The 23566-nt window shown below is 67.1% G+C and carries 20 protein-coding genes; 8 read left to right on the top strand and 12 right to left on the bottom strand.

Annotation, left to right across the window (positions count from 1 at the left end; translation table 11 throughout):
- Positions 1-3: 3 nt before the first annotated feature.
- The 6 genes from AC0KUR_RS26600 to AC0KUR_RS26575 all read right to left on the bottom strand — a co-directional run bounded on the left by AC0KUR_RS26600 (position 4) and on the right by AC0KUR_RS26575 (position 8764).
- Complete coding sequence (locus AC0KUR_RS26600) at positions 4-1278, bottom strand: NupC/NupG family nucleoside CNT transporter (protein ID WP_034190666.1); 1275 nt, start codon at positions 1276-1278, stop codon at positions 4-6.
- A 255-nt stretch (positions 1279-1533) separates the two neighbouring features.
- Positions 1534-2991, bottom strand: a complete 1458-nt coding sequence (hydA, locus tag AC0KUR_RS26595) for a dihydropyrimidinase (RefSeq protein ID WP_034190667.1) — start codon at positions 2989-2991, stop codon at positions 1534-1536.
- Positions 2992-3043: 52 nt separating this feature from the next.
- On the bottom strand, positions 3044-4552 hold the full coding sequence (locus AC0KUR_RS26590; RefSeq protein ID WP_049033028.1) for an NCS1 family nucleobase:cation symporter-1: 1509 nt from the start codon (positions 4550-4552) through the stop codon (positions 3044-3046).
- A gap of 101 nt (positions 4553-4653) precedes the next feature.
- Positions 4654-5964, bottom strand: coding sequence for an NAD-dependent dihydropyrimidine dehydrogenase subunit PreA (preA, locus tag AC0KUR_RS26585; RefSeq protein ID WP_034190669.1), 1311 nt, complete (start codon positions 5962-5964; stop codon positions 4654-4656).
- A 54-nt stretch (positions 5965-6018) separates the two neighbouring features.
- Positions 6019-7356, bottom strand: a complete 1338-nt coding sequence (locus AC0KUR_RS26580; protein WP_473376603.1) for an NAD(P)-dependent oxidoreductase — start codon at positions 7354-7356, stop codon at positions 6019-6021.
- 127 nt (positions 7357-7483) lie between these two features.
- Positions 7484-8764: a Zn-dependent hydrolase gene (locus AC0KUR_RS26575; RefSeq protein WP_034190671.1), complete on the bottom strand. Its 1281-nt coding sequence runs from the start codon at positions 8762-8764 to the stop codon at positions 7484-7486.
- A gap of 319 nt (positions 8765-9083) precedes the next feature.
- On the opposite strand from AC0KUR_RS26575, the gene AC0KUR_RS26570 reads away from it, so the two are divergent.
- Positions 9084-9782 (top strand): TetR/AcrR family transcriptional regulator, encoded by a 699-nt coding sequence (locus AC0KUR_RS26570; RefSeq protein WP_034190672.1) that lies wholly within the window; start codon positions 9084-9086, stop codon positions 9780-9782.
- Positions 9783-9863: 81 nt separating this feature from the next.
- Here the strand turns inward: AC0KUR_RS26570 and AC0KUR_RS26565 are convergent, their stop codons facing one another.
- Genes AC0KUR_RS26565 through AC0KUR_RS26555 form a run of 3 tightly spaced genes read right to left on the bottom strand, consistent with a single transcriptional unit; the run spans position 9864 to position 13521 of the window.
- Positions 9864-11054, bottom strand: coding sequence for an acetyl-CoA C-acetyltransferase (locus AC0KUR_RS26565; protein WP_034190673.1), 1191 nt, complete (start codon positions 11052-11054; stop codon positions 9864-9866).
- Between the two features lie 18 nt (positions 11055-11072).
- Entirely contained in the window at positions 11073-11840 is a 768-nt protein-coding gene (locus tag AC0KUR_RS26560) for a 3-hydroxyacyl-CoA dehydrogenase (protein ID WP_034190674.1), read from the bottom strand.
- A 13-nt stretch (positions 11841-11853) separates the two neighbouring features.
- Positions 11854-13521, bottom strand: coding sequence for an acyl-CoA synthetase (locus tag AC0KUR_RS26555; RefSeq protein ID WP_473376602.1), 1668 nt, complete (start codon positions 13519-13521; stop codon positions 11854-11856).
- A gap of 145 nt (positions 13522-13666) precedes the next feature.
- Here AC0KUR_RS26555 and AC0KUR_RS26550 point away from each other — a divergent pair, with 145 nt between their 5' ends.
- A complete protein-coding gene (locus tag AC0KUR_RS26550) occupies positions 13667-14671 on the top strand; it encodes an AraC family transcriptional regulator (protein ID WP_049029564.1) in 1005 nt (334 codons plus the stop codon).
- Positions 14672-14778: 107 nt separating this feature from the next.
- Here AC0KUR_RS26550 and AC0KUR_RS26545 read toward each other — a convergent pair whose 3' ends face one another.
- Both AC0KUR_RS26545 and AC0KUR_RS26540 read right to left on the bottom strand, forming a co-directional pair.
- Positions 14779-16170: an aspartate aminotransferase family protein gene (locus AC0KUR_RS26545; protein ID WP_034190676.1), complete on the bottom strand. Its 1392-nt coding sequence runs from the start codon at positions 16168-16170 to the stop codon at positions 14779-14781.
- 80 nt (positions 16171-16250) lie between these two features.
- On the bottom strand, positions 16251-17756 hold the full coding sequence (locus AC0KUR_RS26540) for an aldehyde dehydrogenase (RefSeq protein WP_473376601.1): 1506 nt from the start codon (positions 17754-17756) through the stop codon (positions 16251-16253).
- 387 nt (positions 17757-18143) lie between these two features.
- On the opposite strand from AC0KUR_RS26540, the gene AC0KUR_RS26535 reads away from it, so the two are divergent.
- A complete protein-coding gene (locus tag AC0KUR_RS26535; protein WP_473376600.1) occupies positions 18144-18743 on the top strand; it encodes a hypothetical protein in 600 nt (199 codons plus the stop codon).
- A 56-nt stretch (positions 18744-18799) separates the two neighbouring features.
- The gene (locus AC0KUR_RS26530) at positions 18800-19171 is read left to right on the top strand and encodes a nuclear transport factor 2 family protein (protein ID WP_226230123.1); all 372 of its coding nucleotides are present in this window, start codon (positions 18800-18802) and stop codon (positions 19169-19171) included.
- A 95-nt stretch (positions 19172-19266) separates the two neighbouring features.
- Here the strand turns inward: AC0KUR_RS26530 and AC0KUR_RS26525 are convergent, their stop codons facing one another.
- Positions 19267-21096, bottom strand: coding sequence for a methyl-accepting chemotaxis protein (locus AC0KUR_RS26525; RefSeq protein ID WP_059557998.1), 1830 nt, complete (start codon positions 21094-21096; stop codon positions 19267-19269).
- A gap of 274 nt (positions 21097-21370) precedes the next feature.
- Between AC0KUR_RS26525 and AC0KUR_RS26520 the strand changes: the two genes are divergently transcribed.
- The 4 genes from AC0KUR_RS26520 (at position 21371) to AC0KUR_RS26505 (ending at position 23392) form a co-directional block, all read left to right on the top strand.
- The gene (locus AC0KUR_RS26520; RefSeq protein WP_175902134.1) at positions 21371-21952 is read left to right on the top strand and encodes an RNA polymerase sigma factor; all 582 of its coding nucleotides are present in this window, start codon (positions 21371-21373) and stop codon (positions 21950-21952) included.
- A gap of 12 nt (positions 21953-21964) precedes the next feature.
- Positions 21965-22273, top strand: coding sequence for a hypothetical protein (locus AC0KUR_RS26515; protein WP_034190681.1), 309 nt, complete (start codon positions 21965-21967; stop codon positions 22271-22273).
- A 2-nt stretch (positions 22274-22275) separates the two neighbouring features.
- Positions 22276-22572 (top strand): 4Fe-4S dicluster domain-containing protein, encoded by a 297-nt coding sequence (locus tag AC0KUR_RS26510; protein ID WP_124609256.1) that lies wholly within the window; start codon positions 22276-22278, stop codon positions 22570-22572.
- Between the two features lie 103 nt (positions 22573-22675).
- On the top strand, positions 22676-23392 hold the full coding sequence (locus tag AC0KUR_RS26505) for an O-methyltransferase (RefSeq protein WP_473376599.1): 717 nt from the start codon (positions 22676-22678) through the stop codon (positions 23390-23392).
- Positions 23393-23566: the final 174 nt, after the last annotated feature.

The following is a 23566-nucleotide window of genomic DNA, read 5'->3' as shown; positions in this document are numbered from 1 at the left end:
GATTCAATGCAGCGAAAAGAACAGCCCGGCAATCGCGGCGCTCATCAGGTTCGACAGCGTGGCCGCCGTCAGCGCGCGCAGGCCGTACCGCGCGACTTCCGAGCGGCGCTCCGGCGCGACCGCGCTGAAGCCGCCCGCGAGAATCGCGATCGACGAGAAGTTCGCGAAGCCGCACAGCGCGAACGACACGATCGCGAGCGTCTTCGGGTCGAGCACCTGCAGGCCGGCCGCCGCGACGTGCTCGCCGCCCTTCAGGTAGGGCGACAGGTCGCCGTACGCGACGAACTCGTTGAAGATCAGCTTCTCGCCGATGAAGTTGCCGGCGAGCGTCGCATCGTGCCACGGCACGCCGATGATCCACGCCAGCGGCGCGAACAGGTGGCCGATGATGCCCACCAGCGTGACCTGCGGAAAGCCCGCGAACGCGGCCGCGCCGCCGACGATCAGGTTCATCAGCGCGATCAGCCCGACGAACGCGATCAGCATCGCGCCGACGTTGATCGCGATGCGCAGCCCGACCGACGCGCCGGATGCCGCAGCCTCGATCACGTTCGCGGCGCGCTTGTCGTCGAAATCGAGACCGTCGACCACGACGCGGCTCGGCTCGACGGTCGGAAACAGCAGCTTGCCGAACAGCAGGCCGCCGGGCACGGCCATGAACGACGCGGCGAGCAGGTATTCCATCTTCACGCCGAGGCCGGCATAGCCGACCAGCACCGAGCCCGCGACCGACGCCATGCCGCTCGCCATCACCGTGAAGATCTCGGCGCTCGTCATGTTCCGCACGAACGGCTTCACGAGCGCGGGCATCTCGCTCTGCCCGAGGAAGATCGTCGCGACGGCCGAACATGCCTCGATGCGGCTCACGCCGAGCACTTTCGCGAGCCCCGCGCCGAGGATCGCGACGATCCACTTCATCACGCCGATGTAGTACAGCACCGAGATCAGCGCGGTGACGAAGATGATCATCGGCAGCACGCGCAAGCCGAACACGAATCCGCCGTCGCCGAACAGCTGGAACATCCGCGCGTCGACCAGCCCGCCGAACACGAACGCGATGCCGTGATTGCCCATGTCGAGCACGCGATTGACGCCGTTCGCGGCCCCGGCCAGCGCCGCGCGGCCCGACGGCACGAACAGCACCAGCGCGCCGATCGCGAACTGCGTGAGCAGCGCGGCGATCATCGTCCGGCCGCTCACCGCCCGACGATTGTTCGACAGCAGATAGGCAACCAGCAACAGGAACAGCATACCGAGGAGACTGCGCAGAATATCCACCTTGTGCTCCTTTCTCACTATTTGAACTGTCCGGCGAGCGGCCCTGGCTCGCGGCCCCTGCATGGGGTGGGTGGATGTTACTCGCTCGATACGCGCGCCTGCAACGCCGACAAAATCACCGTGACCAGCCGCATCGATCGTTTCCCGTTTCGCATCTATCCGACTTGATCAGTTGTTCTATCTAGCTGGCGGAAAACGCACGCGGGGCATGCCGCTCTCCGCTCGAACGGACATGCCCCGCATGACACGCGTCGTTCAACCCGCGCGCTCGACCGGATGCGGTTCGCGCAACCGGTTCGCGATCCGCGCGGCCTCGTAGTAGCCGGCCGCCGGCGGACGCTCCAGGTAGCGGCCCGCGCCGCGCACCGCGCGCAGCTCGCCGTCGGCCCACGCGAGCGCGCCGCGCGTGAGCGTGTGCGTCGCGACGCCCTGCACCGTCATCCCCTCGAACACGTTGAAGTCGACCTGCTGGTGATGGGTCTTCACCGAGATCGTCTTCGTCGCGGCCGGATCCCACACGACGAGGTCGGCATCGGCACCGACCTGCACCGCGCCCTTGCGCGGATACAGGTTGAAGATCTGCGCGGCGTTCGTCGACGTGATCCGCACGAACTCGTTCGGCGTGATGCGGCCATGATTCACGCCGTGATGCCACAGCACCGACATGCGATCCTCGACACCGCCGCAACCGTTCGGGATCTTCGTGAAATCGTTGCGGCCCATCGCCTTCTGCGATGCGCAGAACACGCAGTGATCGGTCGCCGTCGTATGCAGCTGCCCCGACTGCAGCCCGCGCCACAGCGCCTCGCGATGCTCGGCCGAGCGGAACGGCGGGCTCATCACGTGCGCGGCCGCACGCGTCCAGTCCGGGTCGCGATAGACGGCCTCGTCGATCACCAGGTGGCCCGGCAGCACTTCGCCGAACACGCGCAGCCCTTCGCCGCGCGCGCGCGTGATCACGTCGACCGCGTCCTTGGCCGACACATGCACGATGTACACGGGCACGCCGAGCACCTGCGCGATGCGGATCGCGCGGTTCGCGGCCTCGCCTTCGACCTCCGGCGGCCGCGACAGCGGATGCGCCTCCGGCCCCGTCATGCCGCGCGCGAGCAGCGCCTGCTGCAGCCGGAACACGAGCTCGCCGTTCTCCGCGTGCACGGTCGGCAGCGCGCCGAGTTCGAGCGAACGCGTGAAGCTGTTCACGAGAATCTCGTCGTCGGCCATGATCGCGTTCTTGTACGCCATGAAGTGCTTGAAACTCGACACGCCATGCTCGCGCACGAGCGTGCCCATGTCGCGGTGCACGCTCTCGTCCCACCACGTCACGGCCACGTGGAAGCCGTAGTCGGCCGCCGATTTCTCGGCCCAGCCGCGCCACTCGCGGAACGCGTCCATCAGCGGCTGCTTCGGGCTCGGGATCACGAAGTCGATGATGCTCGTCGTGCCGCCCGACAGCCCGGCGGCCGTGCCCGAGTAGAAATCGTCGCTCGCGGTCGTGCCCATGAACGGCAGTTCCATGTGCGTATGCGGATCGATGCCGCCCGGCATCACGTACTGGTCGTGCGCGTCGACGACGCTCGCGCCGGCCGGCGCGTCGATCTGCTCGGCGATCTGCAGGATCGTGCCGCCGTCCTGCGGATCCGCGCAAAGCACGTCCGCGCGATAGGAGCGGTCCGCATCGACCACGGTGCCGCCGCGAATCAGGATTGCCATGGGGTTGCCTCCTCGTTGACTGTCGGGTGCCGCTCGACACGCATGTCGCGCGTCATGCGCTCGCGATCTGCGCGCGCTGTCCGGCGCGCCACTTCATCCAGGTGCCGTACACGCCGGACGCCAGCACGAGGCCGACGAACCACGCGTACGTGTAGAGCGTGTTGAAGAACGCCGGCACGTTCGGGAACGACGCCGGAAAGGCGGTATGCAGGAAGCCAGGCAGGTTCGGCAGCACGCCGACCGCGAGCGCGGCGAGCGCGGCCGGGTTCCAGCCGCGCGCGTAGCTGAAGCCGCCGCGTTCGTCGAACAGCGCGCGCGTATCGAGCTGCGTGCCACGGATCAGGAAGTAGTCGACCATCATGATGCCGGCGACCGGCCCGAGCAGCGCCGAGTACCCGACGAGCCAGGTGAAGATGTAGCCGTCCGTCGTCGCGAGGATCTTCCACGGCATCATCACGATCGCGATCGTCGCGGTGATCATCCCGCCGGTACGGTACGAGATCGCCTTCGGCCACAGGCTCGAGAAGTCGTACGCCGGGCCGACGAGATTCGCGGCGAGGTTGCAGCACATCGTGTCGAGCGTGAGGATCACGAGCGCGATGCCGACGCCGATACCCGTCATGCGGCTCGTCAGGTCGATCGGATCCCAGATCGCGTTGCCGTAGATCACGACGGTCGCCGACGTCACGACGACCGACACCACCGACAGCAGCGCCATCGGCAGCGGCAGCCCGATCGACTGCCCGATCATCTGGTCGCGCTGCGACTGCGCGAAGCGCGTGAAATCGGGGATATTCAGCGCGAGCGTCGCCCAGAAGCCGACCATCGCCGTCAGGCCCGGCCAGAACGTCGCCCAGAACAGCCCGGCCTTCTTGCCGCCGGCCGCGAACTGCGACGGCGCCGACAGCATCGAGCCGAACCCGCCGGCCTTCGACGTCGCCCACCACACGAGCGCCACGCACATCACGACCTTGATCGGCGCGGACCAGCTCTCGAGCCAGCGGATCGAATCGGTCCCGTGCCAGATGAAGTACAGCTGCAGCACCCAGAACACGAGGAAGCACGCGAGCTGCCCGAACGAGATGCCGACGAGCGGCAGCGCCGCGCCGTGCAGTGCGTTGCCGGTCAGGATGTTCAGCAGCGTGTAGATCGCGCTGCCGCCGAGCCAGGTCTGAATGCCGTACCAGCCGCACGCGACGATCGCGCGCAACAGCGCCGGCAGCTTCGCGCCCTGCGTGCCGAACGACGCGCGCACGAGCACCGCGTACGGAATGCCGTGCTTCGCGCCCGCATGGCCGATCAGCAGCATCGGCGCGAGCACGATCAGGTTGCCGAGCAGCACCGTCATCACCGCCTGCCACGGCGACATCCCTTCCTGGATCAGCCCGGCCGCGAGCATGTACGACGCGATGTTCATCACCATCCCGACCCACAGCGCTGCGAAGTGATACCACTTCCACGTGCGCTGCGCCGGCGTCGTCGGCGCGAGGTCGTCGTTGTACAGGCTGCCGCCCCGCGCCGCGGCGCTGTCGGGATCGGCGGGATTCGCTGCGGATGTCATCGATCGCACTCCACGAAAAACGTCAGCGCCGGCATCGTGCGATGCCGGCCCAGGGGTCACGAAAAGCGGCGGCGCGGACATTGCACACCGCCGGACGCCGGTCAGGCCGCCTTCGCATGCTTCTCGGGTGGCGCCGCGGTGCCCGCACCGGCTTCGGCACTCGCCGGATTGTTCGGATGCGTGGTCCAGTTCGCGTAGTCGCCCGAATCGACACGCTCCATCGTGATGCATTGCTCGACCGGACACACGTGCATGCAAAGATTGCACCCGACGCACTCCGAGTCGACCACTTCGAAGTGCCGCACGCCGTCCTTCGTCGCCGTGATCGCCTGGTGCGACGTGTCCTCGCACGCGATATGGCACAGCCCGCACTGGATGCAGCGGTCCTGGTCGATGCGCGCCTTGATGTCGTACTTCAGGTTCAGGTATTTCCAGTCGGTCACGTTCGGCACCGCGCGGCCGCGAATATCGTCGAGCGTCGCGTAGCCCTTCTCGTCCATCCAGTTCGACAGCCCGTCGGCGAGATCCGACACGATCCGGAATCCGTAATGCATCGCCGCGGTGCACACCTGCACGCTGCCGGCGCCGAGCACCATGAACTCGGCCGCGTCGCGCCATGACGAGATGCCACCGATGCCCGAGATCGGCAGGTTCGGCGTTTCGGGGTCGCGTGCGATCTCGGCCACCATGTTCAGTGCGATCGGCTTCACGGCCGGCCCGCAATAGCCGCCGTGCGTGCCCTTGCCGTCGACCGTCGGCATCGGCGCCATCTGATCGAGGTCGACCGCGACGATCGAGTTGATCGTGTTGATCAGCGACACGCCGTCCGCGCCGCCCTTGTACGCGGCGCGCGACCCCATCCGGATATCGCTGATGTTCGGCGTGAGCTTCACGAGGCACGGCAGCTTCGTGCCTTCCTTCACCCAGCGCGTGACCATCTCGACGTATTCGGGCACCTGCCCGACGGCCGCGCCCATGCCGCGCTCGCTCATCCCGTGCGGACAGCCGAAGTTGAGCTCGACCGCATCGGCCCCGGTATCCTCGACGAGCGGCAGGATCCATTTCCAGTCGCGTTCGTTGCACGGCACCATCAGCGACACGATCAGCGCGCGGTCCGGCCAGTCGCGCTTCACCTGCGCGATCTCTCTCAGGTTCACGTCGAGCGGACGGTCGGTGATCAGCTCGATGTTGTTCAGCCCCGCGATGCGCTGGCCGTTCCACTGCACGGCGCCGTAGCGCGAACTGACGTTGACGACGTGCGGATCGAGCCCGAGCGTCTTCCAGACGACGCCGCCCCAGCCCGCCTCGAAGGCGCGGTTGACGTTGTAGGCCTTGTCGGTCGGCGGCGCGGACGCCAGCCAGAACGGATTCGGCGAAGTGATGCCTGCGATGGTGCAGCGAAGGTCGGCCATGGTCGGCTCCAGAAGAATGGTGTCGTGATCGGTATGCCTGGATACGTCCCGCGTTCAGGCCGCCTTCGCGTCGCGCGCCGCCAGCGCCGCATCGATCGAGGCGGCCGCGCGCTTGCCGTCCCGCACCGCCTGCACCGTGAGGTCGATGCCGTCCGTCGCCGCGCAGTCGCCGCCGGCCCATACGTCGGGCAGCGCCGTACGCCCGTCGGCCTCCACCGCGATGCGCGTGCCGTCGGCCGTCAGCAACGCGGCCGCGATTCCGTCCGGCACCAGCGTCTGCCCGATCGCCTTCAGCACCATGTCCGCCTCGACGGTGAAGCGCTCGCCCGACGCCGCCTCGAATTCGACGCCGCTCACCTGCCCGTTCGCGCCCGCGATGCGCACGGGCTTCGCGTGCGTGACGAGCGTGACGCCGCTCTTCTGCGCAAATTCGCGCTCGGCCCACGTCGCGCTCATCGCGTCGACGCCGCGCCGATACACCATCGTCACGCGCTCGGCGCCGAGCTTGCGGCTCTGCACCGCCGCATCGATCGCCGTATTGCCGCCGCCGATCACGACCACGCGCCGCCCGACCGGCACGTTCTCGAGCCCGTCGGCCTGCCGCACCTGCTCGATGAAGTCGACCGCGTTCATCACGCCGCCCAGTTGCTCGCCGTCGATCGCGAGGGCCCGCACGCCGCCCAGACCCATCGCAAGGAACACCGCATCGTGCTGCTCGCGCAGCGCGTCGAGCGTCACGTCGCGGCCGAGCGCGACGCCCGTTGCCAGCGTGATGCCGCCGACCGACAGCAGCCACTCGACTTCGCGCTGCGCGAAATCGTCGACGGTCTTGTACGCGGCGATTCCGTATTCGTTGAGGCCGCCGGCCTTCGGGCGCGCGTCGAACAACGTGACGCGATGCCCGGCGAGCGCAAGCCGGTGCGCGCACGCGAGCCCGGCCGGCCCCGCGCCGACCACCGCGACATGGCGGCCCGTGTCGGGCGCGCGCCGGAACTGCACCGCGCCGGTCGCCATCGCCCAGTCGGTCGCGTGCCGCTGCAGCGCGCCGATCGCAACCGGCTGCGCATCCTGGTGATTCCGCACGCACGCGCCTTCGCACAGGATCTCGGTCGGGCAAACGCGCGCGCACATCCCGCCAAGCGGATTCGCGGACAGGATGTCGGTCGCGGCGCCCTTCAGGTTGCCGTTGCCGATCTTGCGGATGAAGCTCGGGATGTCGATCTGCGTCGGGCAGGCCTGCACGCACGGCGCGTCGTAGCAGTAGTGGCAGCGGCTCGCGGCGGCCGCCGCGGCAGTCGGATCGAGCAGCGGCGCGATATCGGCGAATTCGCACGAGAGTTGCGTGGACGACAGGCGATGCGCGGCGATATCGCCGGTTGGCTTGGTGGTCATACGCGTTCCTTCGACTGAGTGGAGACAAAGCCGTCCCCGCCGGCTGCGAACGCACAGTCGGGGCGGTCATGCTGAGGCATCCTGCAATCAGGCGATACGCAGCCTGCCGACTGCTACGGTCGATGCGTCATGAAACCGGCTCGCAGGCGCGCGACAGCATCGCGTGCAGCAGCACGTTCGCGCCGGCCTCGATCCATGCGGGCGTCGCGTCCTCGATCTCGTTGTGGCTGATGCCGTCGACACACGGCACGAACACCATCGAGGTCGGCGCGACCTGCGCCAGATAACATGCGTCGTGTCCGGCACCCGATACGATGTCGCGATGCGAGTAGCCGAAGCGATCGGCCGCGCCGCGCACGGCCTCGACGCAGGCGGCATCGAACGCAACCGGCTTGTAATAGAAAATCTGCTCGAGCGCCGTGTCGAGCCCGATGTCGGCCGCGATGCGCGCGACACCGTCGCGCAGCGCCGCATCCATTTTTGCGAGCACCGCGTCGTCCGGATGCCGGAAGTCGACGGTGAAGAACACGCGGCCCGGAATCACGTTGCGCGAGTTCGGGTGGACCTGCATCATGCCGACCGTCGCGCAGCCGAACGGCGCGTGATCGAGGCCGATCCGGTTGACGAGATCGACGACGCGCGACGCACCGAGCAGCGCATCGCGGCGGCGCGGCATCGGCGTGGGCCCCGCGTGCGCTTCCTGGCCGGTGAACGTGATCTCGTACCAGCGCTGCCCCTGCGCATCGGTCACGACGCCGATCGTCTTGCATTCCGCTTCGAGAATCGGTCCCTGTTCGATATGCAGTTCGAACGCCGCGTGCAGCTTGCGCCCGCCGCACGGCACGTCGCCCGCGTAGCCGATGCGCGCCAGTTCCTCGCCGATCGTCTTGCCATCCACGTCCTTGCGCGACAGCCCGTACTCGAGCGAAAAAACGCCCGCGAACACGCCGGACGCGACCATCGCGGGCGCGAAACGCGAGCCTTCCTCGTTGGTCCAGATCACGACCTCGACCGGATGCTCGGTCTCGATCCCGTGATCGTTGAGACTGCGAATCACCTCGAGGCCGCCGAGCACGCCGTAGATGCCGTCGAAGCGGCCGCCGGTCGGCTGCGAATCCGCGTGCGAGCCCGTGACGACCGGCGCCGCGTCGGCCACGCGGCCCGCGCGGCGCATGAACACGTTGCCCATCGTATCGACCGTCACCGTGCAGCCGGCGGCCTTCGCCCAGCCGACGATCAGGTCGCGGCCGGCCTTGTCGAGATCGGTCAGCGCGAGGCGGCACACGCCGCCTTTCGGCGTTGCGCCGATCTTCGCGACCTCCATCAGGCTCTCCCACAACCGCTTCCCGTCGACCTTGATCGACGTGTCGAACGCTGCCCGCTTCACTGTTTCCGATACCGCATTCATTCGTATCGCTCCTGTGGGGTCGGTGATGTCGTCAGCCCGGTCTGTGCCGGTGCGCGTCATGCCGGTTTCGGGGCATGCGCGCCCATCGGCGGTGCATGCTTGTGTCGTGTGCGAAACCCGTTAAATCCTGTCCGATTGGACAGGTTTTAGACGATCAAAATCACCAAAGCAATCTCTTTCTTGCGGGAATGGACAGAGCGAGAAACGTGCCATCGCAACGCAGCATCGCGGCGGACGCGCTGTCCGCATGCGTGCGTTCGACGCGGATCAGCGGCTAGAATGAAGCCCAACGCGGCACGCCCGCCGCGCGAGGGTAACGATGAGACATGACGAGGCCGCAGCCGAAGCCACCGACAGCGACGAGACGTCCGCGCCTTTGCGGCGACGCAAGGCACACATCCGCGAATCCAACGAAGCGCATCTGCTCGCCTGTGCGGAGGCCGTGTTCGCCGAACGCGGGTTCGACGGCGCGAGCACCGCGACGATCGCGGAACGCGCCGGCTTGCCGAAAGCGAACCTGCATTACTACTTCCCGACGAAGCTCGCGCTGTACCGCCGCGTGCTCGACGACCTGTTCGAGGAATGGCATCGCGCGGCCGGTTCGTTCGAGGCCAGCGACGATCCGGTGGAGGCGATCGGCGGCTACGTGCGCGCGAAGATGGCGCTGTCGCGGCGGCGCCCGCTCGGCTCGAAGGTGTGGGCCAACGAGATCATCCAGGGCGCGGAGCACATGCAGGACATCCTGTCGGAACGCGTGAAGCCGTGGTTCGACACCCGCGTGAACGTGATCGACGGCTGGATCGCGCGCGGGTTGCTCGCGCCGATCGACCCGCACGCGCTGATGTACCTGATCTGGGCGACCACCCAGCACTACGCGGATTTCGACGCGCAGATCCGCGCGCTGAGCGGCAAGCGCGCGTTCACGCAGAAGGCGTTCGACGAGAAGACCGAGCAGGTCGTGCAGCTCGTGATTCGTGCGTGCGGCGCGGTGTCGCCGAAGGCAAGTTCTCCCGAATGAAAATCGGGCGACGGGTCTGGCGCAGGTTCACCCCGCGCCAGACCCGTCGCCCGCGTTGCAGCGTGCGTATTCCGCGATGCGTTACGCGACCCGTTCGATCGCGATCGCCGTCGCCTCGCCCCCGCCGATGCACAGCGATGCGACGCCGCGCTTGAGCCCATACGTGTCGAGCGCGGCCAGCAGCGTCACCATCACGCGCGCACCCGATGCGCCGATCGGATGCCCGAGCGCGCACGCGCCGCCATGCACGTTGACCTTCTCGTGCGGCAGGTCGAGGTCGCGCATCGCGGCCATCGGCACCACCGCGAACGCTTCGTTGATCTCGAACAGGTCGACGTCGCGCAGGTTCCAGCCGGTTTTCTCCGACAGCCTGCGCAGCGCGCCGATCGGCGCGGTCGCGAACAGGCCGGGCTTGTCCGCAAACGTCGAATGCCCGACGATCACGGCCTTCGGCGTGAGGCCGAGACGTTCGGCTTCCGAGCGGCGCATCATCACGAGCGCGGCCGCACCGTCCGAGATCGACGACGCGTTCGCGGCCGTCACCGTGCCGCCTTCGCGGAATGCGGGCTTCAGCGTCGGGATCTTGTCGAGCTTTGCCTTGCCCGGCTGCTCGTCGATCGACACGACGCTTTCCGTCTTGCCGGCCTTCACGGTCACCGGTGCGATCTCCGATACGAAACGCCCCTCCGCGATCGCGCGCTGCGCACGCGTGAGCGACGCGATCGCGAACGCATCCTGCGCCTCCCGCGTGAACTGGTACGCCTGCGCGCAATCCTCGGCGAACGTGCCCATCAGGCGGCCCTTCTCGTACGCGTCCTCGAGCCCGTCGAGGAACATGTGATCGAGCACCTGACCGTGGCCCATGCGCATCCCGGCGCGCGCCTTCGGCAGCAGGTACGGCGCATTCGTCATGCTCTCCATCCCGCCCGCGACGGCCACCGCCGCCGAACCGGCCAGCAGCAGATCATGCGCGAACATCGCGGCCTTCATCCCCGAACCGCACATCTTGTTGACCGTGGTCGCGCCTGCGCCGAGCGGTAGCCCGGCCTTCAGCGCGGCCTGTCGTGCCGGCGCCTGGCCCTGGCCGGCCGGCAGCACGCAGCCGAACACGATTTCGTCGATGCGTTCGGCCGGCACGTTCGCGCGCTCGAGCGCCGCGCGAATCGCGACCGCGCCGAGGTCGCTCGCACTGGCCCCCGCCAGGTCGCCCTGAAAACCACCCATCGGCGTACGCGCCGTGCCAACGATTACGATCGGATCCTGAGTCGTCATGATTCGCTTCCTCCAGTGTCAGCGCGGTGCCATGCGCAACGCGCCATCGAGACGGATGACTTCGCCGTTCAGCATCGTGTTCTCGGCGATGTGGCGCACCAGCGCCGCAAATTCTTCCGGGCGGCCGAGCCGCGGCGGGAACGGCACGCTCTTGCCGAGCGCGTCCTGCACGTCCTGCGGCATGCCGGCCATCATCGGCGTCGCGAAGATGCCCGGCGCGACCGTCACGACGCGAATGCCGAAGCGCGCGAGTTCACGCGCGATCGGCAGCGTCATGCCCACCACGCCGCTTTTCGATGCAGCATACGCCGCCTGCCCGATCTGCCCGTCGAACGCCGCGACCGATGCGGTGTTGACGATCACGCCACGCTCGCCTTCCGCATCGGCGTCCTGCTTCGACATCGCTTCGGCGGCCAGCCGGATCATGTTGAACGTGCCGACCAGATTGATCGACACCGCACGGACGAAACGGTCGAGCGAGTGCGGACCGTCGCGGCCGACGACCTTCTCGCCCGGCGCGACGCCCGCGCAGTTGACCAGCGCGTCGATGCGGCCGAACGCGTCGCGCGCGGCGGCGACGGCCGCCTGGCCGTCGGCTTCGTTCGTCACGTCGGTCTTCACGAAGCGGGCGGCCGCCCCGAGTTCGTGCGCGAGGTTCGTCCCGGCATCGTCATTGACGTCCAGCAGCACGGCCTTGCCGCCGGCCCCGACGACCATGCGCGCCACCGCGGCGCCCAGGCCCGAGCCGGCGCCCGTAATCAGAAAAACGCGATCCTTGATATTCATTCGCAGTCCGTATTCAGGGTTGAGCGGCCTTCTCGGCTTCCATCTTGCGCAGCACGAAGCGCTGGATCTTGCCGCTCGGGGTTTTCGGCAGCGCGCCGACGAAGTCGATCGCGCGCGGATACGCGTGAGCGGACAGCCGCCGCTTCACGTGCAGGCTCAATTCCTCGGCCAGTTCCGGCGTGCCGTCGAAGCCCTTCGACAGCACGACGAACGCCTTCACGATCTCCGTACGCTCCGGATCGGGCACGCCGATCACCGCGGCTTCGCTGACGGCCTTATGCTCGATCAGCGCGCTTTCCACGTCGAACGGGCCAATCCGGTAGCCGGACGACGTGATCACGTCGTCCGCGCGGCCGATGAAGCTCACGGTGCCGTCCGGCTCCAGCTCGACGTTGTCGCCGGTCCGGTAATAGCCGCCCGCGATCGCCGGCGTGTCCTGCCGCCAATAGCCGCGGAACCACAGCAGCGGCGAGCGCGCGATGTCGATCGCGAGGTTGCCCGGTTCGCCGGGGCCAAGCTCGCGGCCCGCTTCGTCGAGTACCGCGACACGGTAGCCCGGCATCGCCAGGCCGGCGGAACCGACATGCACCACGTGCGCGAGACCGTGATGGTTGTTCACGACCATCCCGAGCTCGGTCTGGCCGTAGTGATCGTAAATCGGCGCGCCGAGCGCCGCGTCGAACCAGCGCACGACCTCCGGATTCAGCGGCTCGCCCGCGCTGCTGACCACGCGCAGCTTGCCTTTCACGCGCGCCGCCGCTTCCGGCCCGGCGGCCATCAGCATCCGGTACGCGGTCGGCGAGCCGGCCAGGCTCGTGATGCCGAGCCGTTCGATCACGTCGTACGTGCTCTCGACCGTGAAGCTGCCTTCGTAGAGCGTCGTCGCATGGCCGAGCACGAGCGGGCCCGTGATCGCGTAATAGAGGCCGTACGCCCAGCCCGGATCGGCGATGTTCCAGAACCGGTCGCCTGCGCGCAGATCAACCGCTTCGCGCATGTAGGCGCCGAACGCGAGCAACGCGTACAGCGGCACCGGCACGCCCTTCGGCAAGCCCGTCGTCCCCGACGTCGACATCATCATGAACAGGTCCGTGCCCTTGCGCGGCACGGGTTCGAACGTATCGGGCTGCGCATCGAGCGCCGCGCGGAAATCGATGTCGCGCTCGGGCAGCGTGTCGCCCGGTTCGCGCACCGTCGCGACCGGCGGGCAATCGTCGATCTCGTCGAGCTTCGCGCGATTCGCGACGTTGGTCACGACGACGCGTGCATCGCTCATGCGCAGCCGGTGTTCGATCGCCTTCGGGCCGAATGCGGTGAACAGCGGCTGATAGACGGCCCCCGCGCGCCACGCGCCGAGGATCGTCGCGACGAGCTCGGGCGTGCGCGGCAGCAGGCCGGCCACCACGTCGCCCGGCTTCACGCCCTGCGCGACGAGCAGGTTCGCGACCCGCGCCGACCACGCCTGCATCTGCGCGAACGTGAAGCGGTGGTGCCGCCCGCCGATGTCGATCCAGTCGAGTGCGACCGCGTCCGCCGTCGCGTGCCGGTCGCAGCACTCGACGCACGCGTTCATGCCGCGCTCCAGATCGCCGTGCAGCTGCGCGGCGGCGGTCTCGATTCTGAACCGGGCCACGGCGTCGGCGTAGGCCGGCACCGCCCGGGCGGTCGCTCCATCAGGCATGCGTGTCTCCTGTACGTTATGGCCGCCGTCGAGCCAGGAGCGCGATGGGGCATACATCGATAGTAGACAGCCCGCACATTGCATTCAATGACAAACAGAATCTAGAATCGTGATCGCTTTTGCCATGTCGGGAGGACGCAAAAAAATGGGGCCGCAGATGATTTCGCCGGATTTCGTCGACGACGCGCTCGCGTGCCTGCGCCGGCAAGGCCTGCCGACGGAACCGGTATTGCACGCCGCCGGCCTCCCGGCCGCCGTGCGCGAGCCCGTCACGCCGCAACAGTACGGCCGGCTGTGGCTGGCGATCGCCGGCACGCTCGACGACGAATTCTTCGGCCTCGCCGCGCGCCCGATGCGACGAGGCAGCTTCACGCTGCTGTGCCACGCGGTGCTGCACGCCGGCACGCTCGAGCAGGCGCTGCGCCGCGCGCTGCAGTTCCTTCGCGTGGTGCTCGACGAACCGCACGGCGAACTCGTCGTGGCCGGCGGGCAGGCGCAAATCGTGCTGACGCAGACGGGCGCACCCTATCCGGCGTTCGCCTACCGCACGTTCTGGCTGATCCTGCTCGGCGTCGCGTGCTGGCTGACCGGCCGGCGCATTCCGCTGCAACGGATCGATTTCGCGTGCCCAAGCCCCGACCAGCGCAGCGACTATCACCAGTTCTTCGGCGTCCCCGTGCATTTCGACCGGCCCGACAGCCGGCTCGCGTTCAACGCCGCGTATCTCGCGCTGCCGACGATCCGTTCCGAGCAGGCACTGAAAACCTTCCTGCGCGGCGCGCCCGGCAACCTGCTGGTTCGCTACCGGCACGACACCGGCTGGGTCGCGAAAACGCGCGCGCACCTGAAAGCGCTGCCGGCCGCCGAGTGGCCCGACTTCGACGCGCTGGCCGTGCGCCTCGGCACGACGCCGGCGACGCTGCGACGGCGCCTGCGCAGCGAAGGGCAGAGCTTCGCGGCGATCAAGGACGAGCTGCGCGGCGCGCTGGCCCAGTCGCTGCTGCGCGCTCACGCGCTCAGCGTCGCGGAGATCGCGGCCGAGCTCGGCTTCACCGAGCCGAGCGCGTTCCATCGCGCGTTCCGCAAGTGGACGGGCACGAGCCCCGGCGCGTTTCGCCGCGACGTGCATGCGGCAAAAGCGGAGCCTTGACGCGCGAAGCGCACGCGGTGCGCTTCGAACATTCGGGTTGTCACCTCACGCTGGCACCGGCGCCGCGGAGCAGTCAGTCGCCGGACGAAAGCGCGCCGCTCGACCGGTCAGCAGTCGATCCCGAGCACTTCGCGTGCTGTCGCATCGACCGCCTTGCGCATCGTGCCGACCAGTTCGTCGATCTGCGCATGATCGATCACCAGTGGCGGCGCAACGATCAGGCGGCCGTTGGTCGATCGCACGATCGCACCGAGTTCGAAACCGACCGTCCGGCTGTGCCAGGTCAGGTCGGCCTCGTTCTCGAAGCGCTCGCGCGTCGCCTTGTCCTTCGCGAACTGGATCGCACCGACCGCGCCCACACCCTGAATCTCGCCGACGAGCGGATGACCGTCGAATGCGTCGCGCAGCGCCTTCTGCAGGTACGGGCCCGTATCCGTCCTCGTCCGCTCGACGAGGCCCTCGCGCTCGAGCACGTCGAGGTTCGCCAGCGCGACGGCGGCCGCGACCGGGTGCCCCGAATACGTCAGCCCGTGCGCATAGACGCCACCCTTGTCGACCAGCGCATCGCCGACGCGCCGGCTCATGATCAGGCCGCCCATCGGCACATAACCCGACGTCAACCCCTTGGCCATGCAGATCAGGTCGGGTTCGAAGCCGAAGTGACGATGCGCGAACCACTCGCCGGTACGGCCGAAGCCGCCGATCACTTCATCCGCGCAAAGCAGCACGTCATACTGGCGGCAGATGCGTTCGATCTCCTGCCAGTAGCCGTCCGGCGGGAAAATCATCCCGCCCGCCCCCTGGAACGGCTCCGCGACGAAGGCGGCGACGCGGTCCGCACCGATCTCGAGGATCTTGCGCTCGAGCGACAGCGCCGCCTGCCTGCCGAATGCCTCGGGGCTCAGGTCGCCGCCGTTCGCGTACCAGTACGGTTCGTCGACGTGCGTGACGTTCGGAATCGGCAGGTCGCCCATTTCATGCATGAACGCCATGCCGCCCAGCGACGCGCTGCCGACCGTCGACCCGTGATAGCCGTTCACGCGGCCGATCAGCACCTTCTTCGCCGGCTGGCCCATCACGTCCCAGAAGCGCCGTACCGTGCGGATCAGTACCTCATTCGATTCGGAACCCGAATTGGTATACACCACATGGCTGAAGCGATTGCCGAGCAGCGCGAACAGCCGCTCCGACAGTTCGATCACCGACGGGTGCGTCGTATGAAAGAACATGTTGTAGTACGACAGCGCCTTCATCTGCCGCGCGGCGGCGTCGACCAACTCCGGGCGGCCATAGCCGACGTTGGTACACCACAGCCCGGACATGCCGTCCAGATAGCGGTTGCCGTCGTTGTCCCATAGATATACACCTTCGCCGCGCACCATCACGCGCGCGCCCTCCTCGTTCAGCGCCTTCTGGTCGACGAATGCATGCAGGTGATGCGCGGCGTCGCTGCGTTGATAGTCCTGGGTCGTACGATGCGGAAAGTGGGGGGCATTCATGGGCAAGTCTCCGGTGCGTTGTAGGGATAAAAGCGCGGTCGTGCCGCCCGGCGCGGCCATTGGCGGCCCGCCGGGCCGAATCAGTAGCTGATCCAGGTCGTCTTCAGGCCCGTGTACTTGTCGATCGCGTGCAGCGACAGATCGCGGCCGAAGCCCGACTGGCGGAACCCGCCGAACGGCGTCTGCGCGCTCAGCGCATCGACCGTGTTGACGGACACCGTGCCGGCCCGCAGCCGGCCCGATACGCGATGCGCGCGCGACAGGCTGCCGGTCCACACCGACGCGGCGAGCCCATAGATCGAATCGTTCGCGAGCCGCACGGCCTCGTCCTCGGTGTCGAACGCCATCACCGACAGCACCGGTCCGAAGATTTCCTCGCGCGCGATCGCGTCGTCCGGCTGCACGTCGATGAAGATCGTCGGTTCGATGAAGTAGCCCTTGCCGTCGACACGCGGTGCGCCGCCGCCGATCGCGAGCGTCGCGCTGTCGCGGCCGCGCGCGATCCATTCACGCACGCGCCGATGCTGCTGCTCGTCGACGATCGCGCCCATCCCGCTCGACGGATCGAGCGGATCGCCCGGCATGAATGCAGCGGCATGCGCAATCAGCCGGTCGACGAACGCATCGTGGATCGAGCGCTGGACCAGCAGCCGCGAGTTCGCGGAACACACTTCGCCCTGGTTGAAGAAGATGCCGAAGCACGCCTTGCGTGCGGCGAGATCGAGATCGTCCGCATCGTCGAAGACGAGGTTCGGGCTCTTGCCGCCGCATTCGAGCCACACCTGCTTCATGTTCGACTGCGCGGCGTACTCGAGGAATTTCTTGCCGACGGCCGTCGATCCCGTGAACGCGAGTACGTCGACGTCGGGATGCAGTCCGAGCGCGCGCCCCGCGGTCTCGCCGTCACCCGGCACGACGTTCAGCACGCCGGGCGGCAGGCCGGCCTCGAGCGCCAGCTCCGCGACACGCAGCGCGGACAGCGGCGACTGTTCCGCCGGCTTCAGCACGACGCTGTTGCCGGCGGCAAGCGCCGGCGCCACCTTCCACGCGACCATGTCGAGCGGAAAATTCCACGGCACGACCACGCCGACCACGCCCAGCGGTTCGCGCGTGACGACCGCGAGGTTACCGGGATCGGCCGACGCGACTTCGCCGTGCAGCTTGTCGACGGCTTCGCCATACCAACCGAACAGGCCGCCCGCGGCCGGCACGTCGATGCCGAACGCGTCCGCGACGCGCTTGCCCATGTTGAGCGAATCGAGCAGCGCGAGCTCTTCGCCATGCGCGGCGATGAGCTCGCCGAGCCGGCACAGCACGCGCTTGCGCTCGGCCGGCGCGCAGCGCGACCAGACGCCGGATTCGAACGCGTGGCGCGCGGCGCGCACCGCATCGTCGACGTCCGGCGCGTCGCACGACGCGACTTCCGCGATGACGGCCTCGGTCGCCGGATTGATCGCGGCGAACGTCCGCCCGCTGCGGGCCGGCACGCCGCGCCCGCCGATATGCGCGAGCGTTCTCGGGACGACCTGCGCCGCGAGACGTCTCCAGTCCGCGTGCTGACGGCTTTCTGTTGAAGTTGGGTTCATTCAAGGCTCCGTTGTGACGACCCGGCGCTTGTGTGGGGTGCTCCGCCCGGCTTCTACCCGACGACGGACGTTGGCGGCCACGACCTCGGCCCATGACCACCGTGCATCGCGGCAGTCGTCCGGTCGGCCAACTGTCGGTGATCAAAAGGAGATTTGAAAGAACAGTTTTTCTTCTCACTGACGAGGTTATTTCTATCCATTCGATCGTCGTGCAGCGGGGTTTTCCTGCCGCGTCACGATCGCGGCGCCGTTCGTTTTGGAGGTGATTGCTTCGGCATTCCGGTGCGAGCCTGCGTGAAAACGCGACGCAACATTGCGTCGGCACGACGTTGCGCCCCGCGCCGTCCGACCACATACTGGTCGGCCAGTCCGCACGAGGTTGCGTCGATGGGGAGTATCGATCAGGGTGCCGCTTCGGTCTTTGGCGTGATCGGCACGGCCGTGTCCCTGCTGGCGGCGGTTCCGTACGCGCTCGCGATCTACCGGCGCACCGTTCGCCCGCATCCGTTCACGTGGCTCGTCTGGTCGGTCGTCACCGCGATCGCGGCGGCCGGCCAGTTCGCTGCAGGCGCGGGGCCGTCCGCATGGTGCACGGCGGCGATTGCCGTCACGTGCCTTCTGACGCTGGTGGCGAGCATCTTTCGCGGCGATCGCGGCTGGACCGGCCTCGACTGGGTTTTTCTGGGCGCGGCGCTGTCGGCCGTGCCGTTGTGGATGCTGACCGACGACCCGACGATCTCGATCTGCCTGGTCACGCTGATCGAGCTTGCCGGCCTCGGCCCGACCGTGCGCAAGACGATCCGCGATCCGTGGAGCGAAAGCCTCGCCTATTTCGCGCTGTGCGTGCTCAAGTACGCGCTGGCGTTGCTGGCACTGAACACGTGGCGTGGCGCGGTCGCGTTCTATCCGGTCGTCAACGTCATCGCGTCGATCGGCATCTGCGTGGTGATGCTGGTCCGGCGTCAATCGCTGTCGAATGCGCGGTAGGTTTTATCTGCCGCCGCTGCGTGTGCAACCCTTCGGGGATGAAGCGAGGATCCGACATGGATGCAATCCGTACTGTCATCGAACCGTTTGAAACCGCGCTGCGTGCGGCGATGCTGGTCAACGACGTCGACGCGCTCGATACGCTGCTGGACGACGATCTGGTGTTCACCGTCCCGACCGGCCAGATCATTTCCAAGGAAGACGACCTGTCCGCGCATCGTGCGAAGCTGCTGCGCCTGGAGAAACTCGACGTCCACGAAATGCGCGCCTGCGCGATCGACGCGATGATCCTGACCACGACGAAAGCGACACTCGCCGGCCATTTCGACGGCATCGCGTTCGACGGCACGTTTGCCTATACGCGCCTCTGGCGCCGCTCGGGCACGGGCTGGCGCATCGTCGCCGGGCACGCTTCGCAGGTCATGTAGGCTGCGCCCGGTTCAGGCTGTCCGGACATTCGCGCACAGGTGAAGGTGCCGCACCCGTCCATGCCGCGAATGTCGGGTAGCCGATACGCGCGTCGTCAAGCGGGCTGCAACGCCGACGCACGATTGTCCGCGAGCTTGAACTCGCCGACCGTCTGCGCGAGCCTGGCAGCCTGCTCGCGCAACAACGTCGCCGCGGCCGCCGACTGCTCGACGAGCGCCGCATTCTGCTGCGTCGCGTCGTCGAGATGCGACACGGCCTGATTCACCTGCTCGAGCCCCGTGCTCTGCTCCTTCGCCGCCACGGTCATTTCGGCGATCACACCCGTGATGCCGCGCACGCCCTCGACGATCTCGTCCATCGTCGCCCCGGCCGTCTGGACGAGTCCGGAGCCGCCCTCGATCTTCTCGACCGACGAGTGAATCAGCTGCTTGATCTCCTTGGCGGCTTGCGCGCTGCGCTGTGCGAGTGCACGCACCTCGCCCGCGACGACCGCAAAGCCGCGGCCGTGCTCGTTCGCACGTGCTGCCTCGACGGCGGCGTTCAACGCGAGGATGTTGGTCTGGAACGCAATGCCGTCGATCACGCCGACGATGTTGGCGATTTCGCCGGACGCTTGCGTGATGTCGTTCATCGTCGACACGACCTCGCTCACGACCGAGCCGCCGCGCAACGCGACAGTCGACGCGGATTCCGCCAGACGGCTCACCTGGCTGGCGGCATCGGCCGAGTTGCGGGCCGTGCCGGCGATTTCCTCGAGCGCGGCGGCCGTCTCCTGCAAGCTCGACGCCGCATGTTCGGTCCGGCTCGACAGATCCTGGTTGCCCTGTGCGATCTCGGCGCTCGCGAGGTTGACGGATTCGCTGAATTCGCGAATCTGCAGCAGGATCGTGCTGATCTTTTCGGCGAACAGGTTGAACGCATGCGCGATCTGCGCGGCTTCGTCCGCGCCGTCGGCGGGCAGGCGTTTCGTCAGGTCGCCGCTGCCGCTCGAGACGTCCATGAGCGCATCGCGAACCAGCAGGATGCGCTTGAAAGCCGCATTCGTCATCGCGCCGACGAGCGCCGCCGCGATGACCGCGACGATCAGGATGGCAGCCAGCGTCGTGGTCGCGACCGCACGCATGCCGGCCGTCACGTCGGCCTTGTCGAGCGCGAGGACGAGCGACCAGTCGGTGCCTGCGATCGGCTGTGCGCGCACCAGCTTGGTGGCCCCGTCGATGTCGACCGCGACGGGCGCGGACGCCGTTTGCAGCGCGCCGAGGTGATCGGAGTCGAGCGCAGGCGAAAGGCCGGTCGCAGGTTTCATGATCAGGTCGGTCTTCGCCGACGCGATCACGCGCCCGCTCTTGTCCACCAGGAACGCGAAACTCGCCGGTGTCGGGTGAACGGAGGTGACGATCGCGCTCACGCTCTCCATGAACAGGCTGGCGGCCAGCACGCCTTTCACGGCACCGTCGCGCACCACGGGCACCGCGAACGCGACGGCCGGCTTGCCGGTCGTCGCATCACGGTAGAGCGCCGTCACGACCAGTTGGCCCGCGCTGACGGCTTGCTTGTACCAGGGCCGTGCGGTCGGATCGTAGCCGGGCGCGAGCGGGACGTTCGAGAACGCAGTCTTGTCCGGCAAGCCAAGCGTCAGCACCTCGAAGCCACCCGACTTGCCGAGCAGTTTCAATGCCGGCAGCGGGTCGCCTTCGCCGATCGCGATCGTGTCGGCGAGTGCCTGGGTCGCCCGCGCCCTGCTGGCCACCCATTCGTTGATCGCGAGCGCGTGGCCGGCGAGGATCGACTTGTGGTTCTGGTCGATGGCCTCGTCGTTGTGGTTCTTGACGACGTAATAGACCAGTCCGCCCGTCACGGCCAGCGCCGTGACCACGATGGCGACGCAGGTCGCAAGTATCCGAGCACGAATCGAGGACAGCATGATGACTTCGATCTCCGTTACCGCGTTATTTGAATGGGGTTGCCGAAGGCCGGCAACGTCCTGTTTAACGACAGCGGTGGCGGGAACTTAAGGCCTGACTGGCCTGACCAGTTCAGACGAGAGGTTGGCAGGGCTGCGAAGTCGGAAAAGACGGAGTCGATTCGGCGAGATCGGACTATCGTGCCGACTGTCCGTGGTGCGTCGAGGGAAAGCGTTCAGCAGCGGATTTTCACCGGCGCCACAATATCCGGGCGCCTGAAACGTCTTCACAGGCATGGAATCGCCACCCACTTCGCACATGATGACCGACCCAGACCGCGACATCACGGCGACGGTGATGCGTGAACGATCGAGGCTAGTGAGCTTCATCCGGCGCCGGATACGCGACCCGGACGATGCCGAGGACATCCTGCAGGATGTGTTTTACGAATTCGTGCAGGCGTATCGACTGCCTGCCCCGATCGAGCAGGCGAGCGCGTGGCTGTTCCGTACCGCGCGCAACCGCATCATCGATCGTTTTCGCAAGAAGAAGGAGCAGCCGCTGACCGATCTGCTCGAAGCCGAAGACGAACCGGACGGCGAGTATCGGCTGGACCTCGCGCTACCGGCGCACGACGCCGGCCCCGAAGCGCTCTACGCCCGCACGCTGGTGCTCAAGGCGTTGCAGGATGCGCTCGACGAGTTGCCCGCCAATCAGCGTGAGGTTTTCATCGCGCATGAACTGGAAGGGCAGTCCTTCAAGGAGATGGCCGCGCAAAGCGGTATCGCGCTCAATACCCTGCTCGCGCGCAAACGCTATGCGGTCCTGCATCTGCGCGCTCGGCTGCAGCCCATTTATGACGAACTGGATAACTAACGGAGTCGACGGATGAATTTTCGAATCAGATGTGCCGGCAAGGCACTGCTCGTGGTGATCGCCATAGGCGTGCTCGGATGGGTCGTCATGATGCTGTGGAACTGGGTGATGCCGGCGTTATTCGTCGGCGCCCGGACGATCGACTTCGCCCATGCGCTGGGCCTGCTCGTGTTGAGCCGCATTCTGTTCGGCGGATTCCGCGGACACCGTGGCTGGCACGGCCGACGCCACTGGCGCAAGTGGGAATCGATGACGCCGGAAGAGCGCGAGCGTTTTCGGGCCGCGTGGCGATCGGGCAGCAACCCGCGCACGGGAGAGTGAACATGCGCGAACGATCCACGGGCAGCTGCAAACAGAAGCCGGGGGTGATTGCGCCGGTCGTCGACCTGAAACGTTGCGAAGGCAAGGGGGATTGCGTCACCGTTTGCCCGGAAAACGTATTCGAGATCCGGCGCATCGATCAGGCCGACTACGTCGGCCTCGGCATGATGCATCGCCTGAAGTTGCGCGTGCATGGAATGAAAGTCGCCTACACGCCAAATGCGCATGCGTGCCGGTCATGCGGGCTTTGCGTGACGGCGTGTCCGGAACGCGCCATCACGCTCGCCCGAAGCACGTAGCATCGCCGGTTGGTCGGCGGCCGAACCTCAGCGCGGGAAACCCGGCGGAGGGAGCAGTCGCTGGATGCGTCGTCGACCTCATCAATCTCTCCAGGGAATGCACATGACTCCACCCACCATCGCTCTTCTGCAAAGGCTTCATGAGGAGAGCCGAGCCGAAATCATCGCGCGCGCACGCGCGCAGTTCCAGGGATCGAACGAAGCGTTCCTGACGCTCGGCGACGAATACGAGGCGCTTGCTCCCCGGCTGCGGGGACGATTTCTCGAAATGCTCGGGTTGTCCAGCGAAGACTTCGAGTCCTCGGAAGGCAGCCCGCTATCGTTGGCCGTGTCGGCGGAAACGGGAAGATTCCTGCGCAACATGGTGCTTTCGCAACGGCCGGCCCGAATCCTCGAGCTCGGCAGTTCCCGCGGCGTGTCCACGCTGTATTTCGCGGAGGCGCTGCGCATGTTGGGCCGCGGCGTGGTCGTCGCGACCGAGCGCGACGCGCCCAAGTGCGCACATCTGCGCACGCACGCCAAAACGGCAGGCCTGGACGCTTATGTCGATTTGCGGGAGGGCGACGTATTCGAGACCGTTGCCGAATTGGACGGGGCCTTCGACCTGGTATTCATCGACGTTTGGGCCGACGCTTATCTGAGACTGTTCAAGCAGATCGAGCACCTGCTGCGCCCGGGATCGGTCGTGCTTGCCGACAACATGTACACAGCCGAGGATGCCGTTCGACCCTACAAGCAATACCTGGACAACGATCCGCGGTTTTCGACCACGACGCTGGACTTTGAATCGGGGGTCGAATTTACGGTCGTCGTATCTTGAGTCGGGATGTCGTCGAATGGATGCGATGAATCGAGCACCTTTCTGCGCCGACGCGCATTTCCGTCGCCGAAATGCAAAAACCCCCGCCTTTCGGGCGGGGGTTCTTGGCTTAGGGAGCCTGACGATTACCTACTTTCACACGGGAACCCGCACTATCATCGGCGTAGAGTCGTT

Source organism: Burkholderia sp. YHN3-13, from assembly GCF_055810675.1.
This window is presented reverse-complemented; position numbering and strand designations above follow the sequence as displayed.

What these genes read in the sequence shown, in the direction of transcription:
- hydA (WP_034190667.1), bottom strand. Translation starts at nt 2,991, where the DNA reads ATGGCAATCCTGATTCGCGGCGGCACCGTGGTCGATGCGGACCGCTCC.
- AC0KUR_RS26590 (WP_049033028.1), bottom strand. Translation starts at nt 4,552, where the DNA reads ATGACATCCGCAGCGAATCCCGCCGATCCCGACAGCGCCGCGGCGCGG.
- preA (WP_034190669.1), bottom strand. Translation starts at nt 5,964, where the DNA reads ATGGCCGACCTTCGCTGCACCATCGCAGGCATCACTTCGCCGAATCCG.
- AC0KUR_RS26580 (WP_473376603.1), bottom strand. Translation starts at nt 7,356, where the DNA reads ATGACCACCAAGCCAACCGGCGATATCGCCGCGCATCGCCTGTCGTCC.
- AC0KUR_RS26575 (WP_034190671.1), bottom strand. Translation starts at nt 8,764, where the DNA reads ATGAATGCGGTATCGGAAACAGTGAAGCGGGCAGCGTTCGACACGTCG.
- AC0KUR_RS26570 (WP_034190672.1), top strand. Translation starts at nt 9,084, where the DNA reads ATGAGACATGACGAGGCCGCAGCCGAAGCCACCGACAGCGACGAGACG.
- AC0KUR_RS26565 (WP_034190673.1), bottom strand. Translation starts at nt 11,054, where the DNA reads ATGACGACTCAGGATCCGATCGTAATCGTTGGCACGGCGCGTACGCCG.
- AC0KUR_RS26560 (WP_034190674.1), bottom strand. Translation starts at nt 11,840, where the DNA reads ATGAATATCAAGGATCGCGTTTTTCTGATTACGGGCGCCGGCTCGGGC.
- AC0KUR_RS26555 (WP_473376602.1), bottom strand. Translation starts at nt 13,521, where the DNA reads ATGCCTGATGGAGCGACCGCCCGGGCGGTGCCGGCCTACGCCGACGCC.
- AC0KUR_RS26550 (WP_049029564.1), top strand. Translation starts at nt 13,667, where the DNA reads ATGGGGCCGCAGATGATTTCGCCGGATTTCGTCGACGACGCGCTCGCG.
- AC0KUR_RS26545 (WP_034190676.1), bottom strand. Translation starts at nt 16,170, where the DNA reads ATGAATGCCCCCCACTTTCCGCATCGTACGACCCAGGACTATCAACGC.
- AC0KUR_RS26540 (WP_473376601.1), bottom strand. Translation starts at nt 17,756, where the DNA reads ATGAACCCAACTTCAACAGAAAGCCGTCAGCACGCGGACTGGAGACGT.
- AC0KUR_RS26535 (WP_473376600.1), top strand. Translation starts at nt 18,144, where the DNA reads ATGGGGAGTATCGATCAGGGTGCCGCTTCGGTCTTTGGCGTGATCGGC.
- AC0KUR_RS26530 (WP_226230123.1), top strand. Translation starts at nt 18,800, where the DNA reads ATGGATGCAATCCGTACTGTCATCGAACCGTTTGAAACCGCGCTGCGT.
- AC0KUR_RS26525 (WP_059557998.1), bottom strand. Translation starts at nt 21,096, where the DNA reads ATGCTGTCCTCGATTCGTGCTCGGATACTTGCGACCTGCGTCGCCATC.
- AC0KUR_RS26520 (WP_175902134.1), top strand. Translation starts at nt 21,371, where the DNA reads ATGGAATCGCCACCCACTTCGCACATGATGACCGACCCAGACCGCGAC.
- AC0KUR_RS26515 (WP_034190681.1), top strand. Translation starts at nt 21,965, where the DNA reads ATGAATTTTCGAATCAGATGTGCCGGCAAGGCACTGCTCGTGGTGATC.
- AC0KUR_RS26510 (WP_124609256.1), top strand. Translation starts at nt 22,276, where the DNA reads ATGCGCGAACGATCCACGGGCAGCTGCAAACAGAAGCCGGGGGTGATT.
- AC0KUR_RS26505 (WP_473376599.1), top strand. Translation starts at nt 22,676, where the DNA reads ATGACTCCACCCACCATCGCTCTTCTGCAAAGGCTTCATGAGGAGAGC.